Source organism: Rhizobium sp. NXC24 (assembly GCF_002944315.1).
GTDB lineage: Bacteria > Pseudomonadota > Alphaproteobacteria > Rhizobiales > Rhizobiaceae > Rhizobium.
On sequence record NZ_CP024311.1, the window covers coordinates 1878224 to 1902524 of the forward strand.

Consider the following 24301-nt stretch of genomic DNA (forward strand, 5'->3'; position numbering starts at 1 on the left):
CGGTTCTTGGATGGGATCATGATAAGCAGATCGCCAAAGCGGGATCTCGCTCTAGCAGGGTCTATCGCCTCGAATAGGTATTTTCCAGCATTTGCCCAAAAAATATCGGCGTTCTCCGAAACCTCTTGGCAAGCTCCGCAAGACTGTCTAAAAATAGTGCAAATATATGGTGTGCCTGAAAGATAATCATTTGTTTCCGTCCGAGCTTGCAGCCCCATTTTCCATCGGCCCGGTGCCCATCCGCAATCGCGTGATCCTCGCGCCGATGTCGGGGGTCACCGATTTGCCTTTCCGGCAGCTCGCCTTGCGCTATGGGGCCGGCCTGGTCGTGACGGAAATGGTCGCCAGCCGTGAATTGGTGCAGGACACGGCGGAATCCTGGGCGCGCCTGAGAAGTGCCGGCCTGAAGCCGCATATGGTGCAACTGGCCGGCCGCGAGGCGCATTGGATGGCCGAGGCGGCGAAAATTGCCGCCGACAATGGCGCTGACATCATCGACATCAATATGGGATGCCCGGCCAAGAAGGTCATCGGCGGCTATTCCGGCTCGGCGCTGATGCGCGATCCGGATCACGCGCTGAGCCTGGTCGAGGCGACGGTTAAGGCGGTCGATATTCCTGTGACGCTGAAGATGCGGCTCGGCTGGGACGAAAATACCATCAACGCGCCGCTTATCGCCCGCCGAGCCGAGGAAGCTGGAATCCAGCTCGTGACCATCCACGGTCGCACGCGCATGCAGTTCTACGAGGGCAGGGCGGATTGGGATGCGATCCGCGCCGTTCGCGATGTCGTCTCCATTCCGCTGGTGGCCAATGGCGATGTCGACACGCCTGAGGATGCGCTTGAGATACTTCGCCGCTCCGGCGCTGATGCGGTCATGGTCGGTCGCGGCTGTCAGGGGCGGCCGTGGCACGCGGGCGTGCTTGCCGGCCATCGTCACCCGGACCGCAGCGAGATCGCCGATATCGCCTTAGAACATTATCAGATGATGCTCGCGTTCTATGGCGAAGCCGTTGGTATTCGTCATGCCCGTAAACATCTCGGCTGGTATCTGGACCGTTACGCTCCCACCATAACAGGCGCTGAAAAGGCAGGGGTCATGACTTCGAAAGACAGCCGGGAAGTGGCGGCATTGTTCCATGCGGCTCTGCGGACCGCGTCCGATCTCGCCCAAGGCGTCCAGGAGGCCGCATGAGTTCCAAATCCGATTCCGGAGCCGCGGATCATATGGGCAGCGTGGCCATGGCCGTTCTCAACGCGATCCAGAACCCGGTCGTGATGGTCAACGAGGCCGGCCTGATCGCTTTTGCCAACTGGGAGGCCGAAGCCTTTTTCGGCGCCAGCGCCTCGCATCTGTCCCGCTATGAGATTTCCACCTTCATTCCCTTCGGCAGTCCGCTGCTGGCGCTGATCGATCAGGTGCGCGAACGCCGTGGCCCGGTCAACGAATACCGCGTCGATCTCAGCTCGCCGCGTCTCGGCCAGGACAAGCTTGTGGACATTTATGTCGCGCCGGTTTCAAGCGAACCCGGCTCTGTGGTGATCGTCTTTCAGGAACGGTCGATGGCCGACAAGATCGACCGGCAATTGACCCACCGGGCTGCCGCCCGTTCGGTGACCGGCCTTGCGTCGATGCTGGCGCACGAGATCAAGAACCCGCTCTCCGGCATCCGTGGTGCGGCTCAATTGCTAGAACAATCGGTGGAGGATGATGATCGCGGGTTGACGCGCCTCATCTGCGACGAGACCGATCGCATCGTCTCGCTGGTCGACCGCATGGAGGTCTTTTCCGATGAGCGTCCGATCGACCGTGTGCCGGTCAACATCCATTCCGTCCTAGATCACGTGAAGGCGGTCGCCAAGGCCGGTTTTGCGCGCAATATCAAGGTCACCGAGAATTATGACCCGTCATTGCCGGCTGTTTATGCCAATAGAGACCAGCTCGTGCAGGTCTTTCTCAATCTGGTGAAGAATGCTGCCGAAGCCATCGGCGATCGGCCGGATGGCGAGATCATGCTGACGACGGCCTATCGCCCGGGCATCCGCCTTTCCGTGGCCGGCACGCGCGAAAAGATTTCGCTGCCGCTGGAATTCTGCGTGATCGACAACGGCCCGGGCGTGCCCTCCGATCTTCTGCCGCATCTCTTCGATCCGTTCATCACGACGAAGACGAACGGGACCGGCCTCGGCCTCGCGCTGGTCGCCAAGATCATCGGCGATCATGGCGGCATCGTCGAATGCGATAGCCAGAATCACCGCACCACTTTCCGCGTCCTGATGCCGGCCTCCAAAGGCATTACGCTTGAAGACGCTCCTCTTCCGAACTCCACAGGGACTACTCGATGACAGCTACGATCCTTGTCGCTGATGACGATGCGGCCATCCGTACCGTGCTCAATCAAGCCTTGAGCCGCGCGGGTTATGATGTGCGCATCACATCCAATGCCGCCACGCTCTGGCGTTGGGTTTCCGCCGGCGAAGGCGACCTCGTTGTAACCGATGTCGTGATGCCTGACGAAAACGCCTTCGACCTGCTGCCGCGTATCAAGAAGGCGAGGCCGGAGCTGCCTGTTCTGGTCATGAGTGCGCAGAATACCTTCATGACGGCGATCAAGGCCTCTGAAAAGGGCGCCTATGATTATCTGCCGAAGCCCTTCGACCTGACGGAGCTGATCGCCATTATCGGCCGCGCTTTGTCCGAACCGAAGCGCAAGCCCGCCAAGCTTGATGACGACATACAGGACGGAATGCCGCTGGTCGGCCGCTCTGCCGCCATGCAGGAAATCTACCGTGTGCTGGCGCGTCTGATGCAGACCGATCTGACGCTGATGATCACCGGTGAATCCGGCACCGGCAAGGAGCTCGTCGCCCGCGCGCTACATGATTACGGCAAGCGCCGCAATGGTCCCTTCGTCGCCATCAACATGGCGGCAATCCCGCGCGACCTGATCGAATCCGAATTGTTCGGTCATGAGAAGGGCGCCTTCACCGGCGCGCAGACGCGCTCGACCGGCCGCTTCGAGCAGGCCGAGGGCGGCACGCTGTTTCTCGACGAAATCGGCGACATGCCGATGGACGCCCAGACGCGTCTGCTGCGCGTCCTGCAGCAGGGCGAATATACGACCGTTGGCGGCCGTACGCCGATACGCACCGACGTCCGTATCGTTGCCGCCACCAACAAGGATTTGAAGCAGGCGATCAATCAAGGCCTCTTCCGCGAGGACCTCTATTACCGCCTCAACGTCGTGCCGCTGCGCCTGCCGCCGCTGCGCGATCGTGCCGAGGATATTCCCGATCTCGTCCGCCATTTCGTGCAGCAGGCTGAGAAAGAGGGGCTGGGCTCCAAGCGTTTCGACCAGGAAGCTCTGGAACTAATGAAGGCCTATCCTTGGCCTGGCAACGTGCGTGAGCTGGAAAATCTTATCCGTCGGCTGATGGCGCTCTATCCGCAGGATGTCATCACCAAGGAGATCATCGATGCCGAACTGCGGGCTGATGTGCCCGACAGTCCGATCGAAAAAGGCCCGGTCCGCACGGGGAATATGACCATCGCCCAGGCGGTCGAGGAGAATATGCGCACCTATTTCGCGAGCTTCGGCGACAATCTGCCGCCGCCCGGGCTCTATGATCGCATCCTCACCGAAATGGAATATCCGCTGATCCTTGCGGCATTGACCGCAACCCGCGGCAATCAGATCAAAGCCGCCGATCTGCTCGGTCTCAACCGCAATACACTGCGCAAAAAGATCAGAGAACTGGGTGTTTCCGTCTATCGAAGCTCCCGGACGGCTTGACAATGTGATCGGATGCGTTGCATTTTCGCCACAATGCGTTGCTTAAAGGTCACGCAGCCGGTTCACTGTTTTTATGGTAATGATTCGTCGGGTGTGTTCCCACGCAAGGGGAAATTGTTCAGCAGTTTCAGTTCATTGTTCCAATGATTTGAAGCGGAGGTTTTGCGTCGAGCGCGAGGCCGGATGACGGTTCCCACCTTTGCCTGTCACTCCTGCTGCTGCCAAAACGGTGCTGATGCAATTTTGGCCAAGGCGCCGACCGCCGCCTGGGCCCGGAGACGATGGGAATGAAGCAGGACGCGGTGTCGCCGCAAGCGAGCGACGAGGCGGTCGTCAAAGTGACGGACCGTCGAGCATCCTTCGCCCTCCCTGGCCTGATCTTGGCCGGCGGCGCGCTTTTGTGCGCGATTGCGACGCTTCTGATGCTTCTGGGGCTGACACCGATTGCCCCTACATCCTCTGTCGTCTTCACCTCCGTTGTGATCAACGGCCTGTTCGTTCTGGGGCTGATCGCCCTGATCGCACGCGAAGTTGCGCGCCTTGTGAAAGCGCGCAGTCGCGGCCGCGCGGCGGCGCGTCTGCATATCCGCATCGTCGTTCTCTTTTCCATCGTTGCGATCACCCCGGCGATCCTCGTGGCCATTGTCGCCAGCTTGACGCTGAATGTCGGCCTAGACCGCTGGTTTGCGCTGCGCACGCAGCAGATCATCAGTTCCTCGCAGAATGTCGCCCAAGCCTACCTGATGGAGAACGCCAGCTACCTGCAGGGCCAGACCGTTTCCATGGCGAACGATCTGGAGCGCAATCGCACGCTCTACAGCCTCGACCGCACCGGTTTTGCCGATCTGATGACCCGCCAGGCCAAGGGCCGCGGTTTGCTGGGCGCGTTTCTGGTGCGCCGTGACGGCAGCGCGATCGTTCAGGCCGACATCAAGACTGAGCGTCCGCTGCCGGCCATTCCGAAGGATGCGCTCGACGCCTCCGCGGACGGCCAGCCGACGCTCATACCGCCCGGAGTGACCAACCTCGTCGGCGCCATCCTCAAACTGGACGAGATTCCCGGCTCCTTCCTCTATACCGTCCGGGCCGTCGATCCGCGCGTCATGAACGCGATGCGCATGGTCGAAGACAACACGGCCGAATACAAGGCGATGGAAGCAGGACGCATGTCCCTGCAGATCGCCTTTGCCGTGCTCTATATCGGCTTTGCGCTGATCGTGCTTCTGGCGGCGATCTGGACCGCGATCGCGGTTGCCGACCGCATCGTTCGGCCGATCCGGCTTTTGATCAGTGCAGCCGACAATGTCGCCTCCGGCAACATGAATGTGCTGGTGCCGGTGCGCGCGGCCGATGGCGACGTCGGCAGCCTGTCGCGCACCTTCAACAAGATGATCGCGGAGATACGCACCCAACGCGACGAGATTCTTGAAGCCAAGGACGAGGTGGATGACCGCCGCCGCTTCATCGAAGCGGTGCTCTCCGGCGTCACTGCGGCCGTGATCGGCGTCGAACACGACCGGCGCATCACCATTGCCAACACATCTGCCGAAGAGCTGCTGACCCTGAAGAGCGATGAGCTTGTCGGCAAGAACCTGGCGGAGATAGCCCCTGAGGTCGAGCAGGTGGTGACGGAAGCGACGACCCGGCATCGCAATGATTTCCGCAAGCAGATCAGCCTGGTGCGCGGCGGTACGGTGCGGACGCTGAGCGTCCAGGTGACGCGCGAGGAGTCGCGCGACGCGAATGAATCCTACGTCATCACGCTCGACGACATCACCGATCTGGTCATCGCCCAGCGCTCGACCGCTTGGGCCGATGTCGCCCGCCGTATCGCGCATGAGATCAAGAACCCGCTGACGCCGATCCAGCTTTCCGCCGAGCGCATCCGCCGCCGCTTCGGCAAGAATATCGCCGAGGCCGATCGCCCGGTCTTTGATCAATGTACCGACACGATCATCCGCCAGGTGGGCGATATCGGTCGCATGGTCGATGAATTCTCGTCATTTGCCCGCATGCCGAAACCGACGATGGAACCGAGCGATCTGCGCGACATCCTGCGCGACGCGGTGTTCCTGCGCGAAATGGGAAACAATCACGTCAAGTTCGAGCGCGAACTCGGGGACGAGCGACTGGAAGGCATGTTTGACACGCGCATGCTGGGTCAGGCTTTCGGCAATCTCATAAAGAACGCCGTCGAGGCGATCGAGGGCGTGCCGAGCGGCGAGACCCGCGAGGAGCCTAAGGTCCTTGTACGTTCATCCCTGGATGCTGAGCGCGATCGCTTTACGGTCGACGTCATCGACAATGGCCGCGGCCTGCCGGTCGAGAATCGGCACAGCATTCTCGAACCTTACATGACGATGCGCGAGAAGGGGACGGGCCTCGGTCTCGCGATCGTCAAGAAGATCATTGAAGACCATGGCGGGCAGCTCGAATTGCATGATGCTCCCGCCGATTTCGACCAGGGCAGGGGTGCCATGATCCGCGTGCATTTGCCGCGTCGTGAGCAGGCCGCCGTCGCCCAGACAGCAAGTGACAAGGAAAGCGTATATGGCATCTGATATTCTCGTGGTGGATGATGAGGAAGATATCCGCGAAATCGTTTCGGGAATTCTTTCAGATGAGGGGCATGAGACTCGCACTGCGTTTGATAGTGACAGCGCTTTGGCGGCGATCTCCGACCGCGCGCCGCGGCTGATCTTCCTCGATATCTGGATGCAGGGCAGCAAGCTCGACGGACTGTCGCTGCTGGATGAGATCAAGACACGGCATCCGGAGCTGCCTGTCGTGATGATCTCCGGCCACGGCAACATCGAAACCGCCGTCTCCGCCATCAAGCGCGGCGCCTTCGATTTCATCGAGAAGCCGTTCAAGGCAGACCGGCTGATCCTGATCGCCGAACGGGCGCTGGAAAATTCCAAGCTGAAGCGCGAGGTCTCGGAGCTCAAGCGCCGCACCGGTGATGCCGTCGAGCTGATCGGCACGTCGGTTGCCGTTTCGCAGCTTCGCCAGACCATCGACAAGGTCTCTCCCACCAATAGCCGCGTGATGATCTTCGGCCCCTCCGGTTCCGGCAAGGAGCTGGTGGCCCGTATGATTCACAAGAAGTCGTCGCGCGCCAATGGTCCTTTCGTCGCCTTGAATGCCGCAACGATCACGCCCGAACGCATGGAGATCGCCCTGTTCGGGACCGAGGGTTCGCCCGGCCAGCCACGCAAGATCGGCGCGCTGGAAGAGGCGCATCGGGGCATCCTCTATCTCGACGAAGTCGGCGAGATGCCGCGCGAGACGCAGAACAAGATCCTGCGCGTGCTGGTCGATCAGCAATTCGAGCGCGTCGGCGGCTCGAAGCGGGTGAAGGTCGATGTGCGCATCATATCGTCGACGGCCTACAATCTGGAAAGCCGGATTGCCGAAAGCCTGTTCCGCGAAGATCTCTACCATCGCCTGGCCGTGGTGCCGGTGCGGGTGCCTGCTCTCGCCGAGCGGCGCGAGGATATTCCATTCCTCGTCGATCAGTTGATGCGGCAGATTTCCGAGCAGGCCGGCATCCGCTCGCGCCGGATCGGCGACGACGCCATGGCGGTGCTGCAGGCGCATGATTGGCCGGGCAATATTCGCCAGCTTCGCAACAATATCGAACGCCTGATGATCCTGGCGCGCACCGATGGCCCGGATACGCCGATTACGGCGGAGATGTTGCCGACCGATCTTGGCGACATGCTGCCGAAGGTCTCCGCCAAGAACGACTATCACATCATGACGTTGCCGCTGCGTGAAGCGCGTGAAATGTTCGAGCGCGACTATCTGATTGCCCAGATCAACCGCTTCGGCGGCAATATTTCGCGCACGGCCGAGTTCGTCGGCATGGAGCGCTCCGCGCTGCATCGCAAGCTGAAGTCGCTCGGCGTCTGAAATCATTTGCGCGGCGGTGACGACCTGCCGCGCAACTCCTTCATGTCCTTATAAAACTCTGCTCAGGGTCCGCCATGCCGAGAATAGCTTATGTGAACGGCCGTTACGTCAAGCACAGCGACGCGATGGTCCATGTGGAGGATCGCGGTTATCAATTCGCCGACGGCGTCTACGAGGTTTGCGAGGTCCGTCACAGCCTGATCGTCGATCTGACCCGGCATCTCGACCGTCTCAACCGCTCCCTCGGCGAGCTGCGCATCGCCTGGCCGATGAGCCGCGCGGTGCTGATCCATGTGATTCGCGAGACTCTGCGCCGCAATCATGTCCGCAACGGCCTTTTCTATCTGCAGGTTACGCGCGGTGTTGCCCGGCGGGATCATGTTTTCCCGGCCCCAGGGACGCCGTCCTCGATCGTCGTCACCGCCAAGAGCACCGATCCGTCCATCATCGCCAAGAAAAATGCCAATGGCATCAAGGCGATTACCGTGCGCGACAACCGTTGGGATCGGGTCGACATCAAGTCGGTCGGGCTTCTGTCGAACGCGCTGGCTCGCCAGCAGGCCAAGGAAGCCGGCGCGCAGGAAGCCATCTATATCGACCACAACGGCATGGTGAAGGAGGGGGCAGCGACCAACGTCTGGATCGTCGATTCCGATGGCAACCTGGTCACGCGTCCGGCCGAGCACGGCATTCTGCGCGGCATCACGCGCACGACGCTGATCGACGTTGCCGCGAAATTGGAGCTTCCCATCGTCGAGCGGTTTTTCTCCGTCGAGGAGATGATGGCGGCGCGCGAAGTGTTCATCACGGCGGCCACAAGCATTTGTTTTCCGGTGGTCGCCATCGATGGCGAGACGATCGCCAACGGTCATCCGGGAACCGTTTCGCAGAAAATCCGCGAAGCCTTTTTCGACGTTGCGGAAAAGACTGCGATTTGATACCAACATTCGCTGGAGAGGGGAGAATGAGGGTATCTCCTGTCCGGGGTCTCAGTATATCTTGATATTTCACCGGCTTAGGCCGGCAAAAAAGAAAGAAGCGGCGCGATGGCGGAACGTTCTCAGAACTTGCAGGACCTATTTCTCAATACTGTTCGCAAGCAAAAGATTTCACTCACAATCTTTTTGATCAATGGCGTAAAGCTCACGGGCGTTGTTACGTCTTTTGACAATTTCTGCGTCCTGCTGCGCCGAGACGGCCATTCTCAGCTCGTCTACAAGCATGCGATCTCGACGATCATGCCTGGCCAACCGATGCAGATGTTCGAGAGCGAAGAAGTCGCATCCTAACTAGGATTTGCCGTTATCACGACACGCGATACGAAAAACGATTCCATCATCCCGGAAACAGCAAAGCATCGGGATGATACGCATGCTGTCGTCATTGTGCCTGTCCTGAAGCAGGCGCGCGCATCGCGCACCGCGCAGGCAGATGGTGCGACGACGACTACACGTTCCCCCGAAAGCCGGCTCGAAGAAGCCAAGGGTCTGGCGCTTGCCATCGACCTGGACGTCGTCAATGGCTCGATCGTGCCGATCAGCGATCCGCGTCCAGCGACGCTTCTCGGCACAGGCAAGATCGAGGAAATCCGCGCGCTGCTCGATGAATTTAACGCCGGCCTGGTGATCGTCGATCATCCGCTGACGCCGGTACAGCAGCGCAACCTCGAGAAGGAATGGAACGCCAAGGTCATCGACCGCACGGGTCTCATTCTCGAAATCTTCGGCCGCCGCGCCTCCACCAAGGAAGGCACGCTGCAGGTCGATCTCGCACATTTGAATTACCAAAAAGGCCGGCTGGTTCGAAGCTGGACCCACCTTGAGCGCCAGCGCGGCGGTGCGGGCTTCATGGGCGGCCCCGGTGAAACCCAGATCGAGGCCGACCGGCGCATGCTGCAGGAGCGGATCATCCGGCTCGAGCGCGAACTGGAACAAGTGGTGCGCACCCGTCAGCTTCACCGTGCCAAGCGCAAGAAGGTGCCGCACCCGATCGTGGCATTGGTGGGCTATACCAATGCCGGCAAATCGACGCTGTTCAACCGAATTACCGGCGCCGGCGTCCTGGCCGAGGACATGCTGTTTGCGACGCTCGATCCGACGCTTCGGCGCATGAAGCTGCCGCATGGCCGCACCGTGATCCTCTCCGATACCGTCGGCTTCATTTCCGACCTGCCGACCCATCTGGTGGCCGCTTTTCGCGCTACGCTGGAAGAAGTCCTGGAAGCCGACTTGATCCTGCATGTGCGCGATCTTTCGGATGACGACAACCCAGCGCAGAGCGCCGATGTCATGCGCATCCTCGGCGATCTCGGCATTGGCGAGGCGGAAGGGGCGGAGCGCATCCTCGAGGTCTGGAACAAGATTGATCGACTGGAGCCGGAGGCGCACGATGCCATCGTCCAGAAGGCATCAACCGCCGAAAACGTGATCGCGGTCTCGGCAAGGAGCGGTGAGGGCGTCGATCGCCTGATGAACGAAATCAGCCGCCGGCTTTCCGGTGTCCTGACCGAGACGACGATCACGCTGCCCGTCGACAAGCTGGCATTGTTGCCCTGGCTTTACAATCACGCCATCGTCGATAACCGGGAAGACAACGAGGACGGCACGATCACGTTGGATCTGCGCTTGACTGAGACGGAAGCCGCGGAGCTGGAACGGCGCATGGGCAACGGCCCGAAGCCGCAGCGTGAGGATTGGGAATAGGCGTCCTCGAGCGGTTCAGCTTTTCACGGAATGGCAGAACCGCTCTATCCTTTTGTTTTTTCGCAATTCCGGACGGAAAACCGCTTCGCACTTTTCCTGGATTGCTCTACTCGGCGAGCTGACGCTCGATCGCCTTCGCCGCCTGCCAGATATCTTCCATCCGTTCCAGAGAAGCGCCGTCCAGGGTTTCCCCTTCGGCGGCAAGTGTCGTTTCGATGTGATTGAAACGGCGGCGGAACTTCGTGTTGGTGCCGCGCAATGACTGCTCCGGGTCTGCCTTCACATGCCGCCCGATGTTGACGACGGCGAAGATCAGGTCGCCCAGTTCGTCGCCGACCTTGGCCTTGTCGCCGCTCGCAAGCGCCACCCGCAATTCATCGATCTCCTCCTCGATCTTGTCGAGGATCGGCTCGGGTGCTGACCAGTCGAATCCGACTTTGGCGGCGCGTTCCTGCAATTTCAGGGCCTCGGTCAAAGCGGGGAATGTGCGCTGCACCGAGCCGAGGAAACCGGTTTTGAAATCTTCGGCAATACCCCGCCGCGCCCGCCGCCCGGCGCGCTCGCGCTTCTCTTCCGCCTTGATCTCCTCCCATTGCAGCTTCACAGCGTCGGGCGTGTCGGCGCCGGAGACGGCAAAGACATGCGGATGCCGGCGGATCATCTTGCGGGTAATGGCTTCCACCACATCGCCAAAGGAGAACTCGCCCGCTTCCTCGGCCATGCGAGCGTGGAAAACGACCTGCAGCAGGAGATCGCCGAGCTCCTCGCAAAGATCGTCCATATCCCTGCGTTCGATCGCATCGGAAACCTCGTAGGCTTCCTCGATCGTATAGGGCTTGATGGTCTCGAAGGTCTGGACAATGTCCCAGGGGCAACCGGTCTCGGGATTGCGCAGCGCCGCCATGATTTCGATCAGGCGGGATATGTCTCTCGATGCTTGCATCGGGGCCTCTATAGTCTTGTCTATCTCAGTTCAGTGGAATGTCATTGTCGCTCTTGGTCGCCTGATAGCTATCAGAGAGCGCGTTATAGGCGGCCTTGATGCGCGCCGTCTGTTCCTTGAGTGCCGCCTTCAGCGGGTCCGCCTCGGTTTCGACGAGATCGGCGACGGCAAAGCTGTTCCAGAAGGCGTTCTGCCGGCGATAGTCGCCCGGTTCCAGTCCGAAGACTTCTTTCAGGATCTTCAGGTCATGCGGGATCGCGAAGGCGTCGCGGGAATCCTCATGGCTGAAGAAGTAATAGAAATTATCGAAACCGGCCCAGGTGATTGCCGACATGCACATGCTGCAAGGTTCGTGCGTAGAGAGGAAGATCAGCTCCTTGGTCGCAGGCTTCTCGCCGAGTTCGTAGAAGCGCTTCAACGCATGCACTTCGCCATGCCAAAGCGGATTTTCGAGTTCGTTGTTCGTTTCGGCAATGACCAGCGACAGGTCGGATTTGCGCAGGATCGCGGCGCCAAACACCTTGTTTCCGGCGGCAACGCCCCTTTGCGTCAATGGCAGGATATCGTGTTCCATCACATCGAGGAGGCGAGGGGCGATGGTGTTGGCGGACAAGCGGCACACTCCGAAACTTTTTCCCTATCTTAACGGCATCGTCGGCCCTGCGGAATGCGCAAATGACGTATGGACTCCATTTGCCACAGGCAATAGGAATATCCGTGATAGCAAGAAGTCCTAAAAGTCTATGGATTTCCTGTATTTATGCTATTCTGACTGACTGGTGAGTTTTGCTCAAATCGGACAGATGTCGAGCAAAAGAATACGGACTCGGCGGAGCATTAGAATTTCTGTTTCTTCAATCTCCTGGCCGGTAAGGTGATATTCGGGCAATCTCGAAGTGGAATGATAATGCCTCCCAGGACTCAACAGCTTTCGGTGTTTCCCGCCTTCTTTCGCGTGGAAGGAAGGATCGCGGCTGTCTTCGGCAATGGTGATGAAGCCTTTGCCAAGACGCGGTTGCTGATGAACACGCAGGCGAAGATCGTCGCCTATACGCAGACGCCGGAGGCCGATTATCACTCCTTCCTGATTGCCAACCGCATCGAGACGGTGCGTGCAGCCTTTTCGCCGGATCAGGTCCAGGGCGCTGCCCTCGTGTTCGCCGCCACTGGCGATGCCGAAGCCGATCGCGCTATTGTTGATGCCGCCCGCGCCGAAAGAATTCCGGCGAACGCCGTCGATCAGCCGGACTATTGCGATTTTTACACCCCGGCGCTGGTCAATCGTGCCCCTGTGGCCGTTGCGATCGGTACCGAAGGCGCCGGCCCCGTGCTGGCGCAGATGATCCGCGCGCAGATCGATCAGATACTCTCGCCCTCGCTCGGCAAGCTCGCTGAACTGGCGACGAGCTATCGCAAATCCGTCGATCGTCTCGTGCCGCGCGGCGTCGCTCGCCGCGTCTTCTGGCGCCGCTTTTTTTCCGGTCCGGTTGCTGACGCCGTCAGTGCGGGCCATTTGCTGCAGGCGGAACGCGCTGCGGACAGCTTGCTGTGCTCGATGCATAAGGTCGAGGGCCATGTGTGGCTGGTCGGTGCCGGTCCTGGCGCGGAAGATCTGCTGACCCTGCGCGCCCAGCGCGTGATGATGGAAGCTGATGTCATCGTCTATGACGCGCTCGTCCCGCAGGCCATTGTTGATATGGGCCGCCGGGACGCTGAGCGTCTTTCCGTCGGCAAGCGCAAGGGCTGCCATACCAAATCCCAGGAAGAGATCAACGATCTGCTGGTGCAGCTTGGCCGCGACGGCAAGCGCGTTGTGCGGCTGAAATCCGGCGATCCGCTGGTCTATGGCCGGGCGGGCGAAGAGATGGCTGCCCTGCGTGCCGCTGGCGTTACCTATGAGATCGTTCCGGGCATCACCTCGGCCTTTGCTGCGGCTGCCGATTTCGAGCTGCCGTTGACATTGCGCGGCGTTGCTTCATCGCTGGTCTTCACCACTGGTCACGACCTGACCGGCGACGTTCTGCCGGATTGGGCAAGCCTTGCCGTATCCGGCGCGACCATCGCCGTCTATATGGGCCGTACGGTGGCCGCATCCGTTGCTGGCCGCCTGATGGACGCCGGGCTTCCGCCTGAGACGACTGTTGCCGTCATCGAGAACGCCAGCCGCCGCGACCGGCGCCTGATGCACGGCACATTGAAAGATTTGCCGGACCTGGAGCATCGCGATGAGCTGAGCGGTCCGGTCATGGTTATCATAGGCGATGCCGTCGCCGGCGCCAATTTCGAACAGTCCGAGCCGCTGGTCCGTCAGGAGACCGCTGCTCAAGAATTTGCAAGGAGCTGATCCATGGTCGACAAGGTTCTGACCGCAAACCGGCTGACCGACGGCATTGCCGTCTGGTGGAATGCCAATGGTGAGTGGGCAACCTCGCTGCAAGGGGCGCTGGTCGCTCGTCATGCCGAGGCGGAAGCCGCGCTCGAGGCGATCGGCAAGCAGGCCTATGCCGACAACAAGGTTGTCGATGTTGCTCTGATCGAGATCCAGGAAACCGGCGGCAAGCTCTGGCCGCTGCGCCTGCGCGAGCGCATTCGCGCCGAAGGTCCCACTATGGAATACGCGCCGGGCTATGCCGCGGCCGATCCGGAATTCATTGCAGTCTGAGGAAATCATGTATCGTTACGACGAATTTGACCACGCCTTTGTTGCGGAACGGGTTGCACAGTTCCGCGATCAGGTGCAGCGGCGCCTTTCGGGTGAACTCTCGGAAGATGCGTTCAAGCCGCTGCGGCTGATGAATGGCGTCTATCTGCAGCTCCATGCTTACATGCTGCGCATCGCCGTTCCTTATGGCACGTTGAGCTCACGCCAGATGCGTATGCTCGCCCATATCGGGCGCACCTATGACCGCGGTTATGGCCATTTCACCACCCGCCAGAATCTGCAGTTCAACTGGCCGAAGCTGTCCGATATACCCGATGTGCTTGCCGACCTCGCTTCCGTCGAGATGCACGCCATCCAGACGTCGGGCAATTGCATTCGCAATGTCACAGCCGACCATTTTGCCGGTGCTGCCGCTGACGAAGTCGCCGACCCGCGTCCCTATGCGGAAATCCTGCGGCAGTGGTCCTCGGTCCACCCGGAGTTCTCCTTCTTGCCGCGCAAGTTCAAGATCGCCGTCACCGGCGCCGAGCGCGACCGCGCCGCCATCCAGGTGCACGACATCGGCCTGCATCTGAAGAAGAACGACAAGGGCGAAATCGGCTTTGCCGTCTACGTCGGTGGCGGGCAGGGCCGTACGCCGATGGTCGCCAAGCTGATCCGCGACTTCCTGCCGGAAGAAGACCTGCTGTCCTACACGACCGCCATCGTGCGCGTGTACAATCTGCACGGCCGCCGCGACAACAAATACAAGGCCCGCATCAAGATCCTCGTGCACGAAACCGGGGCTGAGGAATTGACCCGCCAGGTCGAGGCCGAGTTTGTGAAGCTGAAGGACACCGAACTGAAGCTTCCCGAAGCGGACGTTCAGGCGATCGCTACCTATTTCGCGCCGCCGGCTCTGCCCGAGCGTGCCGAAGGCTGGGAAAACCTTGCCCGCTGGAAAAAAGCCGATCCGGATTTTGCCCGCTGGGTGCAGCAGAATGTGCAGCCGCACAAGAACCCCGATTATGGCATGGTGACGATCTCGCTGAAGCCGATCGGCGGTATTCCGGGCGATGCTTCGGATGCGCAGATGGACGTGGTCGCCGATATCGCCGAAGAATATGCTTTCGACGAAATCCGCGTCAGCCATGAGCAGAATCTGATCCTGCCGCATGTGGCGCTGGCCGATCTCGAGGCCGTCTATCGCGGTCTGGTCGCCGCCGGTCTCGAAACGGCTAATGCCGGCCTGATCACGGATATTATCGCCTGTCCGGGGCTGGACTATTGCGCTCTCGCCAATGCCCGTTCGATCCCGGTTGCGCAGGAAATTTCCAAGCGCTTCGGTTCGGCCGAGCGTCAGGCCGAAATCGGTGAGCTGAAGATCAAGATTTCTGGCTGCATCAACGCCTGCGGTCACCACCATGTCGGCCATATCGGCCTGCTCGGCGTCGAGAAGAAGGGTGCGGAACTCTATCAGATCACGCTTGGCGGTTCCGGCGACGAACATACCTCGATCGGTGAGATCATCGGCCGCGGCTTTGAGCCGGACAAGGTGACCGACGCGATCGAGACAATCGTCGATACTTATCTCGGCCTGCGCTTGGAACCCTCCGAAACCTTCCTCGCCGCCTACCGCCGCGTCGGACCGCAGCCTTTCAAGGACGCGCTCTACGGCTCGGCTGCGGCTGAAGCGGCGTAAGGAGATGGCCATGACGAAGATTTGGCGGGAAACCGGTTTTGTCGCAAACGATCTCTGGATCATCGAGACCGATGAGCCGAAGGCGACCGAAGAGCAGAAGCCTCTGCTTGGCCTCGATGCCTTGATTGCCAAGGCCGAGGAAAGCAACGATGTCGGCCTTGGCGTATTGATCAAGCCGGCTGACGATGTGACGCGGCTGGAGCCCTATCTCTCCCGCCTGGAGATCGTCGCCGTAGCGTTTCCGGCTTTCAACGATGGCCGCGCCTTCAGCCATGCTTCGCTGCTGCGTCAGCGCCTTGGTTATGCCAATGAGCTGCGTGCGGTCGGCGATGTGCTGATCGACCAGATTCCGTTGATGCTGCGTGTCGGTATCGACAGTTTTGCGGTTACCAACGAGACGGCGCTGAAGAGGCTTTCGGAGCAGCGCCTTCCGGGCATTCCGCATCACTATCAGCCGACCGCCCGGCAAGCCGAAGATGGCCAAGCCTTTAGTTGGCGCCGTAAGGCGGCTAAAACGGCCTAATTCGGCTTCTAGCCCAGGGATGCCGGCAATGCGAAATACATCGGATTGCCGCATTCTTGGTATATACGGCTCACATGATGCGTGAATCCTGACCGGAACACGCATATTTTATGCCGGCGCCGTGGGATGGAATAGAATGCCTTTAAATCGGGGCTATATTATAATATCAGCCTCGCAAAACGCAGCCTGCCAAGAATGACGTGTACGACGAATACGGGATCCGATACCGAATGAACGCCCCTGCCAAGACCGAAGAGTTTGTTTCCGCAGTGCCCGCCGGCGTCTTTGCCGAGAAGGTACTGAGCGTGACACATTATACCGACCGGCTCTTTCGCTTTACGATGACCCGGCCGCAGGGCTTCCGCTTCCGCTCGGGCGAATTTGCGATGATTGGCCTCATGGTCGACGGCAAGCCGCTTTATCGCGCCTATTCGATCGCGAGCCCCGCCTGGGCCGACGAGCTTGAATTCTTCTCGATCAAGGTTCCGGACGGTCCGCTGACCTCGCATCTGCAGAACATCAAGCCGGGCGACGAGGTGCTGATGCGCAAGAAGCCGACGGGTACGCTGGTGCTCGACGCGCTGACGCCTGGCAGAAGGCTCTATATGTTCTCGACCGGCACCGGCATCGCGCCCTTCGCCAGCCTGATCCGCGACCCTGAGACCTACGAGAAGTTCGAGGAAGTGATCCTCACCCATACGACCCGTGATGTCGCCGAGCTGAAATACGGCTTCGACCTCGTCGAGGAAATTCGCAACGATGAAATCCTGAGTGAAGTCGTCGGCGACAAGCTGCGCCATTATGCGACCGTCACCCGCGAAGAGTTTCCCTTCAAGGGCCGCATTACCGATCTCATCGAAAACGGCAAGCTCTTCACCGATCTCGGCGTCCCCGCATTGGATCCTGCCATCGACCGCGGCATGATCTGCGGCTCCTCGGCGATGCTGAAGGATACCAAGGATCTGCTTGAGAAGGCAGGTCTTAGCGAGGGCGCCAACAGCAAGCCGGCCGAATTCGTCATCGAACGCGCCTTCGTCGGCTAAGGCCGTTTTCCATCCGGGATTGCAAAAAAGATAAAGCGGTTCTGCGTTCCCATGAAAGGCTGAACCACTCTCTGAACCTTCGGATATCGGAATAGGCAAGGCGGTCTCGACAGCGAGGCCGCCTTTTTCATCTGTCGCTGAGATAATCGATCAGAGCCGCCATCGTCTTGCGGGCATCTTCGCTGTTGCCCCCATGGATCGCCCTGATGACGCTGACATGCAATGCGATCGAGCGGTCCATGCCGTCAGGCGTCGCGGTCGAATACCAGAGCCGACGTGAATGGGTCTGCACTGGCCCAAGTGCGGCCGTGATGAAGCCGTTCGGACAGGCATCCTCGAGAATTTCATCAAACGTCTTGTCGGCGGCAAAGAAGCCCGGCAGATCGCGCGTTGCGGCGCACTCGGTCATCAGCCGGGCGCATTCGAGCAGTTGTTCCCGCTGTTCCTCAGTGGCATGGCTGGCGACCAGCGACGCGGCGATCGGTTCGAGTTCGCGCCTGACCTGCATGACATGCATATGGTCTGCCAGCCGAATCTCCGCGATCTGCAATCCCACGCGCGGCCGTACATGGATCAGCCCTTGCCATGCCAGCTTCTGGATTGCCTCGCGCACCGGCGTGCGCCCATGGCCGGCCAATTCGATCAGTTGCTTTTCCGTGACCAGTGCACCCGGTTTCAGCGCCAGCGTAACGATCCGATGCTCGAGGGCGAGATAGGCGCGGTGGCTTTGCGAATTCTGCATTCCCGGATGATTCCATTGATACATCAAAAGTTGGCATGTCGTTGCCGCGATGGCAAGCGACTGTGATATATCAGGCAAGGGCGATGCAGGCGTAGCCTATTTGCACTCCGGTCGAACGATCGTGCTCACGTGGAATGCCTGCTGCAGTCGGGCGAACTCGCAGCAAAGTCTTTCCCGTATCGGGAAGGTGCTGGCGAGCGGACCTGTCGAAGTTCTGATTTGGTGGAGTCAACCGGTCAAAGGGCCGGGCGAGAGAGCCCGGCATTCTCTAGCCGTGATAGGGGATCAATAGCCGATTGCGGAAGAAAGGCTGGGCGGCTTCCGCTTGGCAGCCATCAGCAAATCCAGTTCCGTAGCAGATGGTCCGAACTTGTCGAAGAGCCGCTTGGCTTCCTTGTCATCGAGGCGATACTTTCGTGCGAATTCGGCGATGCTGTAGGGGCGACCGCGTATTACCTTCCGGCCCGGCGTCTGATTGGCGCTTTGGGTCATGCTTCCAACCTCCTCTTCCGTCTACCAACAAAAGCTAGGGCTGCGGGCGAGGTTGAAAAGGGTTGTGAAAGCCAAAATGTCACATAAATACAATAAAAAAGGGAAGGCGAGATATCCCCGTCTTCCCCTTGACTATCTCTGTCCTGACGGATTTTGCTCGCTGAGCGGGCGCCTATCGTCTGATCAACCGACCGACGAAAATCAGGATGCAGGCGCCGATGAAGCCGGTGATCAGATAGTTGATCCATGCGTTGAACGGCAATGCGATGTGCAGAATCCCCAGGAGCCAGCTAGCAACAATCGCCCCGACAATGCCGAGGATGATGTTCATGATAAGACCCATGTTGCTTTCCATGAGCTTTTCGGCGAGCCAGCCTGCGAAGCCGCCAATGATGATTGCTGCGATCCAACCGACGTGTGCGTCTTCCATAGAAATCCTCCTGAGGGAATCGGCGGGTTGCCAATAAATTTCGATATACACCAAAAGCGATTCGGGCCGCAAACAATTGCGTCTGGGTTGCGATCAGAGCCGCTGGCGTGCAGATCCCGATTATTAAGGAAGAATGTTACCGTTGTTCCGGCGTGGCGAAGCAAGCTCTGAGATCGGCAAGCTGTTTTCTCAGCTCCTCGGCGACTTCATCGGTCGTGTCGATGAACCGGTTGTTTTCGACGGCGTGTACACGAATGCGGCCCTGCTTCAGACAATGCAGATGGAAACGCAAAAATTGCTCCTGTGCCTTGCACCATTTATCGAGTTCGGATTTCTGCTTCATTGGCGTCCCCGACCCAGTGCCGGCCTCAACCTGATTCTGAACTGATGTCTCAAGAATTCAGGCGTCAAGCATTCAAAAAATCATCCTATCATACCGTGGTAACATTCTGAGGCAGTGATTGCCGAGTCAGTCATTTGAATGAGAAAAGCGTAGTTGCCACTCTAAAGGTGTGCGGCAAATCTCCCGAAAAGGCAGGTATAACCTATAAGATAATCCTTAAATTGAGGAATTCTGCGGTTTCCTATCATCAAAACGACCAATCCTTGCTTTTTTCGCGAAGAAAGACGCGGCTTCCTATGCTGATCTTCCCGATTTGCGCATCGACACAGGCAGCTTTCACCACTTCGACATGCGGAAAAGCGTTGTACGTCGTCGTAACCGCGATTTTATGGGTTGACCGCAATAGGGCGTCTGCATATGTTCCGCGCACTTCCAGCCGGGGTGCAATCATCCGCGGACGGGGAGAGCGTAGCTCAGCCGGTAGAGCAACTGACTTTTAATCAGTAGGTCATGGGTTCGAATCCCATCGCTCTCACCAAAAACTCAGTAAAATTAGCAGCTTAAGGTGTGGGCACGGCGGGATATATGATTCGCTGCACCGAAGAATCACGACTTGGTCCGTGGCCGGCTTATTATCCGGCGGATGCGCGCTCTACATAACGCATGATTCTGGTTACGGTCGATCGACTGACGCCAGCCTCGCGGGCGATGCAATCCATCGACTTTCCTTCGGCTTTTAGCCGCAACACGCACTCGGCTTTATGCCTCATCGCACCGGCAGACGAATCGTGTACCGGAATCATGCCAAGGGAACCGCTATTTTCGATCCCTAAGGCTTCGAAATGCTGCATATCAACAGACGCCATAACACGCTCCTCGCAGTCGTGGGACGATTAGGAACAATGGTGCCCATGTCGAGCGAGGTAAATTCGGATATTAGCAGTATGTGAAAAAGGCACTAATTGGTGAACTGCTTCCGCCATCCGTATATGCCGCTGCACAGTGCCATGGTTCAGGCGGGATCCTCCTGGCCGATTTTTCATCCAAGGATCAATGAAATGGCATCGCTCGCGCGCCCCTCGAAAAGGTGATTGGCCTTCCGGCTCCAGCAACGCTAGTAAGACGGCTGAATGACATAGCCGGAGTCTATCGTGTCGCTTGCCGATATCTCGCTTCTGAGCGCCTTGCTCGCCGGAGCGCTTTCGTTTCTTTCGCCCTGCGTGCTGCCGCTGGTGCCGCCTTATCTCTGCTATATGGCCGGCATTTCCGTCGAGCAATTTCGCGGTGGCGGAGCGGCCGTCGCGGCCGGGCCAGGCGTTCGCGGCAATGTCCTGTTTTCGGCGCTGTTCTTCACGCTTGGCTTTGCGACCGTGTTCATTGCGCTTGGCGCTGGCGCGTCCTCGATCGGCATTCTGCTGCGCCAGCATCTCGATATCCTAGCGAAAATAGGCGGCCTGATCATCGTCGTCATGGGCCTGAATTTCCTCGGCGTTTTCCGGCTCGGCATTCTCGCCCGCGAGGCGCGTTTCCAGGGCGGCGGCAAACCGGCGACGCTGACAGGCGCCTATATCATGGGTCTTGCCTTCGCCTTCGGCTGGACGCCCTGCATCGGTCCGGTGCTGGGCGCGATTCTCGGCGTTGCGGCTTCGCGTGAGACGATCGGCGCGGGCGCGGGGCTGCTCGCCATCTATTCGCTCGGCCTTGCTATCCCCTTCTGGATCGCTGCCGGTTTTTCCGGTGCCTTCATGACCTTCCTTGTTCGCTTCCGCCGCCATCTCGGCACGGTGGAGAAGGTCATGGGCGGGCTTCTGGTGCTCACCGGTCTGGCGTTCATATTCGGTTATGTCAGCGACATGGCGATCTGGTTTCAGCAGACCTTTCCAATCCTGACGCAAATCGGCTAAGCAACTCCAGTCTCCCTTTCCAATCACCCAAAATGGGATATGCCCGATGGCTGACATTGTCGGTCTGTTGCTGCCGTTCTTCGGCCTGATCGTAATCGGTTACATCGCCGCGCGCATCACCAGACAGCCGGCGGAAGCACTTGGCTGGCTCAATACCTTCATCATCTATGCGGCGCTGCCAGCCCTGTTTTTCAAGCTCGTCTCGCAAACGCCGATCGAACAATTGACGCGCGCCGATTTCATCATCACCGATCTGGCCGCGACCTATCTGATCTTCCTGCTGCTGTTCCTGGCCGGATGCTTTCTGCGCCGCAATTCGCTGGCCGACAGCACGATCCAGGCTTTCGCCGGCGCCTACGGCAACATCGGCTATATGGGGCCGGGTCTGGCGCTGCTGGCGCTCGGCGAAAAGGCCGCCGTTCCTGTCGCCCTGATTGTCTGCTTTGAAAATGCGCTGCATTTCATCGTCGCGCCGGCGCTGATGGCGATCGAGGGCGGCGACAAGCGATCGTCCGGACGGCTTGTCGCCGACATTGCCAGAAGAGTGCTGCTGCACCCCTTCATTGTGTCGACCGCGCTCGGCTTCGTCGCCGCTGCTTTTTCGGTCGGCCAGCCGGTCGCCTTCCAACACTTTGTCGACTATCTGGCGCAGGCCGCCGCACCCTGCGCATTGTTCGCCATGGGCGTGACGTTGGCGCTGCGGCCGCTGAAGCGTGTCCCGACCGAGATCGGCTATATCGTTCCGGCCAAACTCATTCTGCATCCGCTGGTCGTTTATGTCGCGCTGCAGGCAGTCGGCGGCTTCGATCCGATCTGGATCGAATCAGCGGTATTGCTCGCCGCCCTGCCAACGGCGACGAATGTATTCGTCATCGGCCAACAATATGGCGTCTGGCAGGAGCGGGCCTCCGCGACGATCCTCATCACCACCGCTTGTTCAGTCGCGACGGTCTCGCTGGTGCTTTATTTGATCAAGTCCGGTGCCCTACCGGCGCAGCTTTTCCCGTAACATCGACGGAAAACCGCGTAAGCCGCCGCCCGGCTCGATGCCTTCACGCATGACGATGTTGCGCAGTGGCGGAATGGCCGAAAGGACGTGCAGCCCCGCGGCTCGCAGCATCTGAACGGGGAGAAAATCCGAAAGCAGAGAGCGGTTCAAGAGATCGACGCTCGCTGTGCGGCTAATGATATCGACGCGGCGACGGCGGTCGAAACTGCCGCCGGCGGATGCTGAAATCGGCTGTCCGGTGGGGCTTGCCAGAATTTCGACGAGCGTCAGTATATCGCGCAGGCTGAGGTTCAGCCCCTGGGCGCCGATCGGTGGGAAAACATGCGCGGCCTCACCGATCAGCGCGGTGCGGCCCTTGCCGAAGCGATAGGCCGTCATGCCGGAGAGCGGCCAAACCTGCACGCTGTCCTCGACCGTAACCTTGCCGAGCATCGATTGCATGCGGTCCTCGATCAGGCGGCCGAGATCTTCCAGCGATTTTTCGGCATTGGCAGCGGCTTCCGCCGGCTTTTGTACCCAGACGAGGCTGGAGCGATTGCCGGGCAGGGGGACCTGGGTGAACGGCCCGCTTTCTGTGTGGAACTCCGTCGAGATGTTCTGATGCGGCAGCGAATGCGCAAAGTTCAGCACCATGGCCGATTGCGGGTAGGACCAGGTCTTGACCTTGATCCCGACCGTTTCCCGCACCATCGAATTGCGCCCATCCGCACCGACGACAAAGGCAGTGTCGAGCGTTTCGCCGTCTTCGAGGGTGACGGTGACGCCATCGTCGCGGACAGTGACCTCGGAGGCCGCCATTTCGATAAGCGTGATATTGCCCTCCGCTTTTACGGCTTCGCTGAGGGCGCTGAGCAGTGCGGCGTTCGGTATATTATAGCCGAAGGCGTCGAGGCCGATTTCAGAGGCGCGAAAGGCGACGGTCGGCGCACGCAGCAGCCGCGTCGTGCCGTCGATGATCTGCATGGTGGTCAGGGGGGCGGTCGAAGGCGCAATCCTGTCCCACAGCGCCAGCCGCTCCAGGAAGCGAATCGATTGGTCCATCAGCGCCGTGGTCCGCCGGTCGGCCTTGTTATGCGGCTGGGCTATGAGGGCAATGGCTCGCCCACCGCGCGCCAAGGCTATCGCCGCGATCATGCCCGCCAGACCGCCGCCGATGACGGCCACTTCAACCTGCTTCATATCGATGCCTCAATTATCTTTCTTTCTGAAAATAGACGCTTAGCCTGTTGAAATCCATGGGATGAAACATCGCAGCGGGTGAAAATGACAAGAACTCGCGCTAGCCTGTGGTACATGGACGCTTTTGCGCTGGCAGCGCCGCGTAAAGGGTGCATATTAGCAAGAAAAATCGCCTGCCGGGGCAGGTAGATAAGCAGGCGAGTAACGGGGCGGATGAAAATCTTCAATTATAAGCGGGTGCCTTACGCGGAAATCCGTGCCTTTTCCGTACATATATTGACGGCATCCGGCTCGTTCCTTGCCTTTCTCGGCGTTGTCGCGGCGGCGGAACATCGCTTTGTCGATATGTTCTGGTGGCTCGGTCTGGCTCTGCTTGTCGATGGCATCGATGGACCGATCGCCCGCAAGGTCAGCGTCAAGGAAGTGTTGCCGAACTGGTCCGGCGATACGCTGGATAACATCATCGACTACGTGACCTATGTGCTTCTGCCCGCTTTCGCGCTTTACGAAAAAGGCATGATCGGCGAGCCCTGGTCCTTCGTCGCTGCGGGGATGATCGTCGTCTCCAGCGCCATTTATTATGCCGATATGGGCATGAAGACGGAGGAATATTTCTTCTCCGGTTTCCCGGTCGTCTGGAACATGGTGGTCTTCACGCTCTTCGTCATCGACGCTAGCGCAACAACCGCCATGGTCCTCGTGGGCGTCTCCGTCGTCCTGACCTTCCTGCCGATCAATTTCTTGCATCCGGTGCGCGTCAGGCGGCTGCGGCCGCTCAATCTTGGTATATTCCTGCTTTGGTCCGCCCTCGGAATCTATTCATTGCTGATGCATTTCGTCATGCCGCAATGGGCTGTTGTCTTGTTTATCGTCAGCGGCATCTATCTTTATTGCATCGGCGCCGTGCTGCAGTTTTTCCCGTCCCTCGGGCGTCAATGA

At 59.5% G+C, this 24301-nt stretch carries 24 protein-coding genes and 1 tRNA gene; 17 read left to right on the plus strand and 8 right to left on the minus strand.

What is annotated here, in order from left to right:
- The first annotated feature begins 166 nt into the window (after nucleotides 1-166).
- From dusB to hflX, 8 genes are all read left to right on the plus strand, one after another.
- Nucleotides 167-1195, plus strand: coding sequence for a tRNA dihydrouridine synthase DusB (dusB, locus tag NXC24_RS09260; RefSeq protein WP_104823007.1), 1029 nt, complete (start codon nucleotides 167-169; stop codon nucleotides 1193-1195).
- The gene (locus NXC24_RS09265; protein WP_104823008.1) at nucleotides 1192-2346 is read left to right on the plus strand and encodes a nitrogen regulation protein NR(II); all 1155 of its coding nucleotides are present in this window, start codon (nucleotides 1192-1194) and stop codon (nucleotides 2344-2346) included. Before dusB ends, NXC24_RS09265 begins: the two co-directional genes overlap by 4 nt.
- Nucleotides 2343-3794 (plus strand): nitrogen regulation protein NR(I), encoded by a 1452-nt coding sequence (gene ntrC / locus NXC24_RS09270; protein ID WP_104823009.1) that lies wholly within the window; start codon nucleotides 2343-2345, stop codon nucleotides 3792-3794. The genes NXC24_RS09265 and ntrC overlap by 4 nt, the downstream gene beginning before the upstream one ends.
- A 287-nt stretch (nucleotides 3795-4081) precedes the next feature.
- Nucleotides 4082-6355: a PAS domain-containing sensor histidine kinase gene (locus NXC24_RS09275; protein WP_104823010.1), complete on the plus strand. Its 2274-nt coding sequence runs from the start codon at nucleotides 4082-4084 to the stop codon at nucleotides 6353-6355.
- Nucleotides 6345-7709, plus strand: a complete 1365-nt coding sequence (locus tag NXC24_RS09280; protein ID WP_104823011.1) for a sigma-54 dependent transcriptional regulator — start codon at nucleotides 6345-6347, stop codon at nucleotides 7707-7709. The genes NXC24_RS09275 and NXC24_RS09280 overlap by 11 nt, the downstream gene beginning before the upstream one ends.
- A gap of 74 nt (nucleotides 7710-7783) precedes the next feature.
- On the plus strand, nucleotides 7784-8647 hold the full coding sequence (locus NXC24_RS09285) for a D-amino-acid transaminase (RefSeq protein WP_104823012.1): 864 nt from the start codon (nucleotides 7784-7786) through the stop codon (nucleotides 8645-8647).
- Between the two features lie 108 nt (nucleotides 8648-8755).
- Entirely contained in the window at nucleotides 8756-8998 is a 243-nt protein-coding gene (hfq, locus tag NXC24_RS09290; RefSeq protein WP_007693481.1) for an RNA chaperone Hfq, read from the plus strand.
- 48 nt (nucleotides 8999-9046) lie between these two features.
- Nucleotides 9047-10411 (plus strand): GTPase HflX, encoded by a 1365-nt coding sequence (hflX, locus tag NXC24_RS09295; RefSeq protein WP_199773572.1) that lies wholly within the window; start codon nucleotides 9047-9049, stop codon nucleotides 10409-10411.
- Nucleotides 10412-10517: 106 nt separating this feature from the next.
- Here the strand turns inward: hflX and mazG are convergent, their stop codons facing one another.
- Entirely contained in the window at nucleotides 10518-11354 is an 837-nt protein-coding gene (mazG, locus tag NXC24_RS09300; protein ID WP_104823014.1) for a nucleoside triphosphate pyrophosphohydrolase, read from the minus strand.
- Nucleotides 11355-11379: 25 nt separating this feature from the next.
- On the minus strand, nucleotides 11380-11967 hold the full coding sequence (locus NXC24_RS09305) for a nucleoside deaminase (protein WP_104823015.1): 588 nt from the start codon (nucleotides 11965-11967) through the stop codon (nucleotides 11380-11382).
- 294 nt (nucleotides 11968-12261) lie between these two features.
- On the opposite strand from NXC24_RS09305, the gene cysG reads away from it, so the two are divergent.
- The 5 genes from cysG to NXC24_RS09330 all read left to right on the plus strand — a co-directional run bounded on the left by cysG (nucleotide 12262) and on the right by NXC24_RS09330 (nucleotide 17263).
- Nucleotides 12262-13698 (plus strand): siroheme synthase CysG, encoded by a 1437-nt coding sequence (gene cysG, locus NXC24_RS09310; protein ID WP_104823016.1) that lies wholly within the window; start codon nucleotides 12262-12264, stop codon nucleotides 13696-13698.
- Between the two features lie 3 nt (nucleotides 13699-13701).
- Complete coding sequence (locus NXC24_RS09315; RefSeq protein WP_104823017.1) at nucleotides 13702-14016, plus strand: DUF2849 domain-containing protein; 315 nt, start codon at nucleotides 13702-13704, stop codon at nucleotides 14014-14016.
- A gap of 7 nt (nucleotides 14017-14023) precedes the next feature.
- Entirely contained in the window at nucleotides 14024-15697 is a 1674-nt protein-coding gene (locus NXC24_RS09320) for a nitrite/sulfite reductase (protein ID WP_104823018.1), read from the plus strand.
- 10 nt (nucleotides 15698-15707) lie between these two features.
- Nucleotides 15708-16220, plus strand: a complete 513-nt coding sequence (locus NXC24_RS09325) for a DUF934 domain-containing protein (RefSeq protein WP_104823019.1) — start codon at nucleotides 15708-15710, stop codon at nucleotides 16218-16220.
- A gap of 230 nt (nucleotides 16221-16450) precedes the next feature.
- Complete coding sequence (locus tag NXC24_RS09330) at nucleotides 16451-17263, plus strand: ferredoxin--NADP reductase (protein ID WP_104823020.1); 813 nt, start codon at nucleotides 16451-16453, stop codon at nucleotides 17261-17263.
- A 127-nt stretch (nucleotides 17264-17390) separates the two neighbouring features.
- Here NXC24_RS09330 and NXC24_RS09335 read toward each other — a convergent pair whose 3' ends face one another.
- From NXC24_RS09335 to NXC24_RS35065, 4 genes are all read right to left on the minus strand, one after another.
- Nucleotides 17391-18005 (minus strand): GntR family transcriptional regulator, encoded by a 615-nt coding sequence (locus NXC24_RS09335; RefSeq protein WP_104823021.1) that lies wholly within the window; start codon nucleotides 18003-18005, stop codon nucleotides 17391-17393.
- 285 nt (nucleotides 18006-18290) lie between these two features.
- Entirely contained in the window at nucleotides 18291-18497 is a 207-nt protein-coding gene (locus NXC24_RS09340) for a hypothetical protein (RefSeq protein WP_104823022.1), read from the minus strand.
- A gap of 172 nt (nucleotides 18498-18669) precedes the next feature.
- Nucleotides 18670-18927, minus strand: a complete 258-nt coding sequence (locus NXC24_RS09345) for a GlsB/YeaQ/YmgE family stress response membrane protein (protein WP_104823023.1) — start codon at nucleotides 18925-18927, stop codon at nucleotides 18670-18672.
- Nucleotides 18928-19063: 136 nt separating this feature from the next.
- Nucleotides 19064-19270, minus strand: coding sequence for a hypothetical protein (locus NXC24_RS35065; protein ID WP_158704449.1), 207 nt, complete (start codon nucleotides 19268-19270; stop codon nucleotides 19064-19066).
- 462 nt (nucleotides 19271-19732) lie between these two features.
- On the opposite strand from NXC24_RS35065, the gene NXC24_RS09360 reads away from it, so the two are divergent.
- Nucleotides 19733-19808: transfer RNA gene (locus NXC24_RS09360), tRNA-Lys, on the plus strand.
- Nucleotides 19809-19902: 94 nt separating this feature from the next.
- Here the strand turns inward: NXC24_RS09360 and NXC24_RS09365 are convergent.
- Nucleotides 19903-20136 carry a helix-turn-helix domain-containing protein gene (locus tag NXC24_RS09365; RefSeq protein WP_104823026.1) on the minus strand — a complete coding sequence of 78 codons (234 nt, stop codon included), beginning with the start codon at nucleotides 20134-20136 and terminating at the stop codon, nucleotides 19903-19905.
- Nucleotides 20137-20421: 285 nt separating this feature from the next.
- On the opposite strand from NXC24_RS09365, the gene NXC24_RS09370 reads away from it, so the two are divergent.
- Nucleotides 20422-21174, plus strand: a complete 753-nt coding sequence (locus NXC24_RS09370) for a cytochrome c biogenesis CcdA family protein (protein ID WP_104823027.1) — start codon at nucleotides 20422-20424, stop codon at nucleotides 21172-21174.
- Between the two features lie 46 nt (nucleotides 21175-21220).
- Entirely contained in the window at nucleotides 21221-22183 is a 963-nt protein-coding gene (locus tag NXC24_RS09375) for an AEC family transporter (protein WP_104823028.1), read from the plus strand.
- On the opposite strand, the gene NXC24_RS09380 is transcribed toward NXC24_RS09375, so the two are convergent.
- On the minus strand, nucleotides 22160-23362 hold the full coding sequence (locus NXC24_RS09380; protein ID WP_104823029.1) for a UbiH/UbiF family hydroxylase: 1203 nt from the start codon (nucleotides 23360-23362) through the stop codon (nucleotides 22160-22162). The two genes, NXC24_RS09375 and NXC24_RS09380, sit on opposite strands and share 24 nt — an antisense overlap.
- Nucleotides 23363-23575: 213 nt before the next feature.
- On the opposite strand from NXC24_RS09380, the gene pcsA reads away from it, so the two are divergent.
- Complete coding sequence (pcsA, locus tag NXC24_RS09385; protein ID WP_104823030.1) at nucleotides 23576-24301, plus strand: phosphatidylcholine synthase; 726 nt, start codon at nucleotides 23576-23578, stop codon at nucleotides 24299-24301.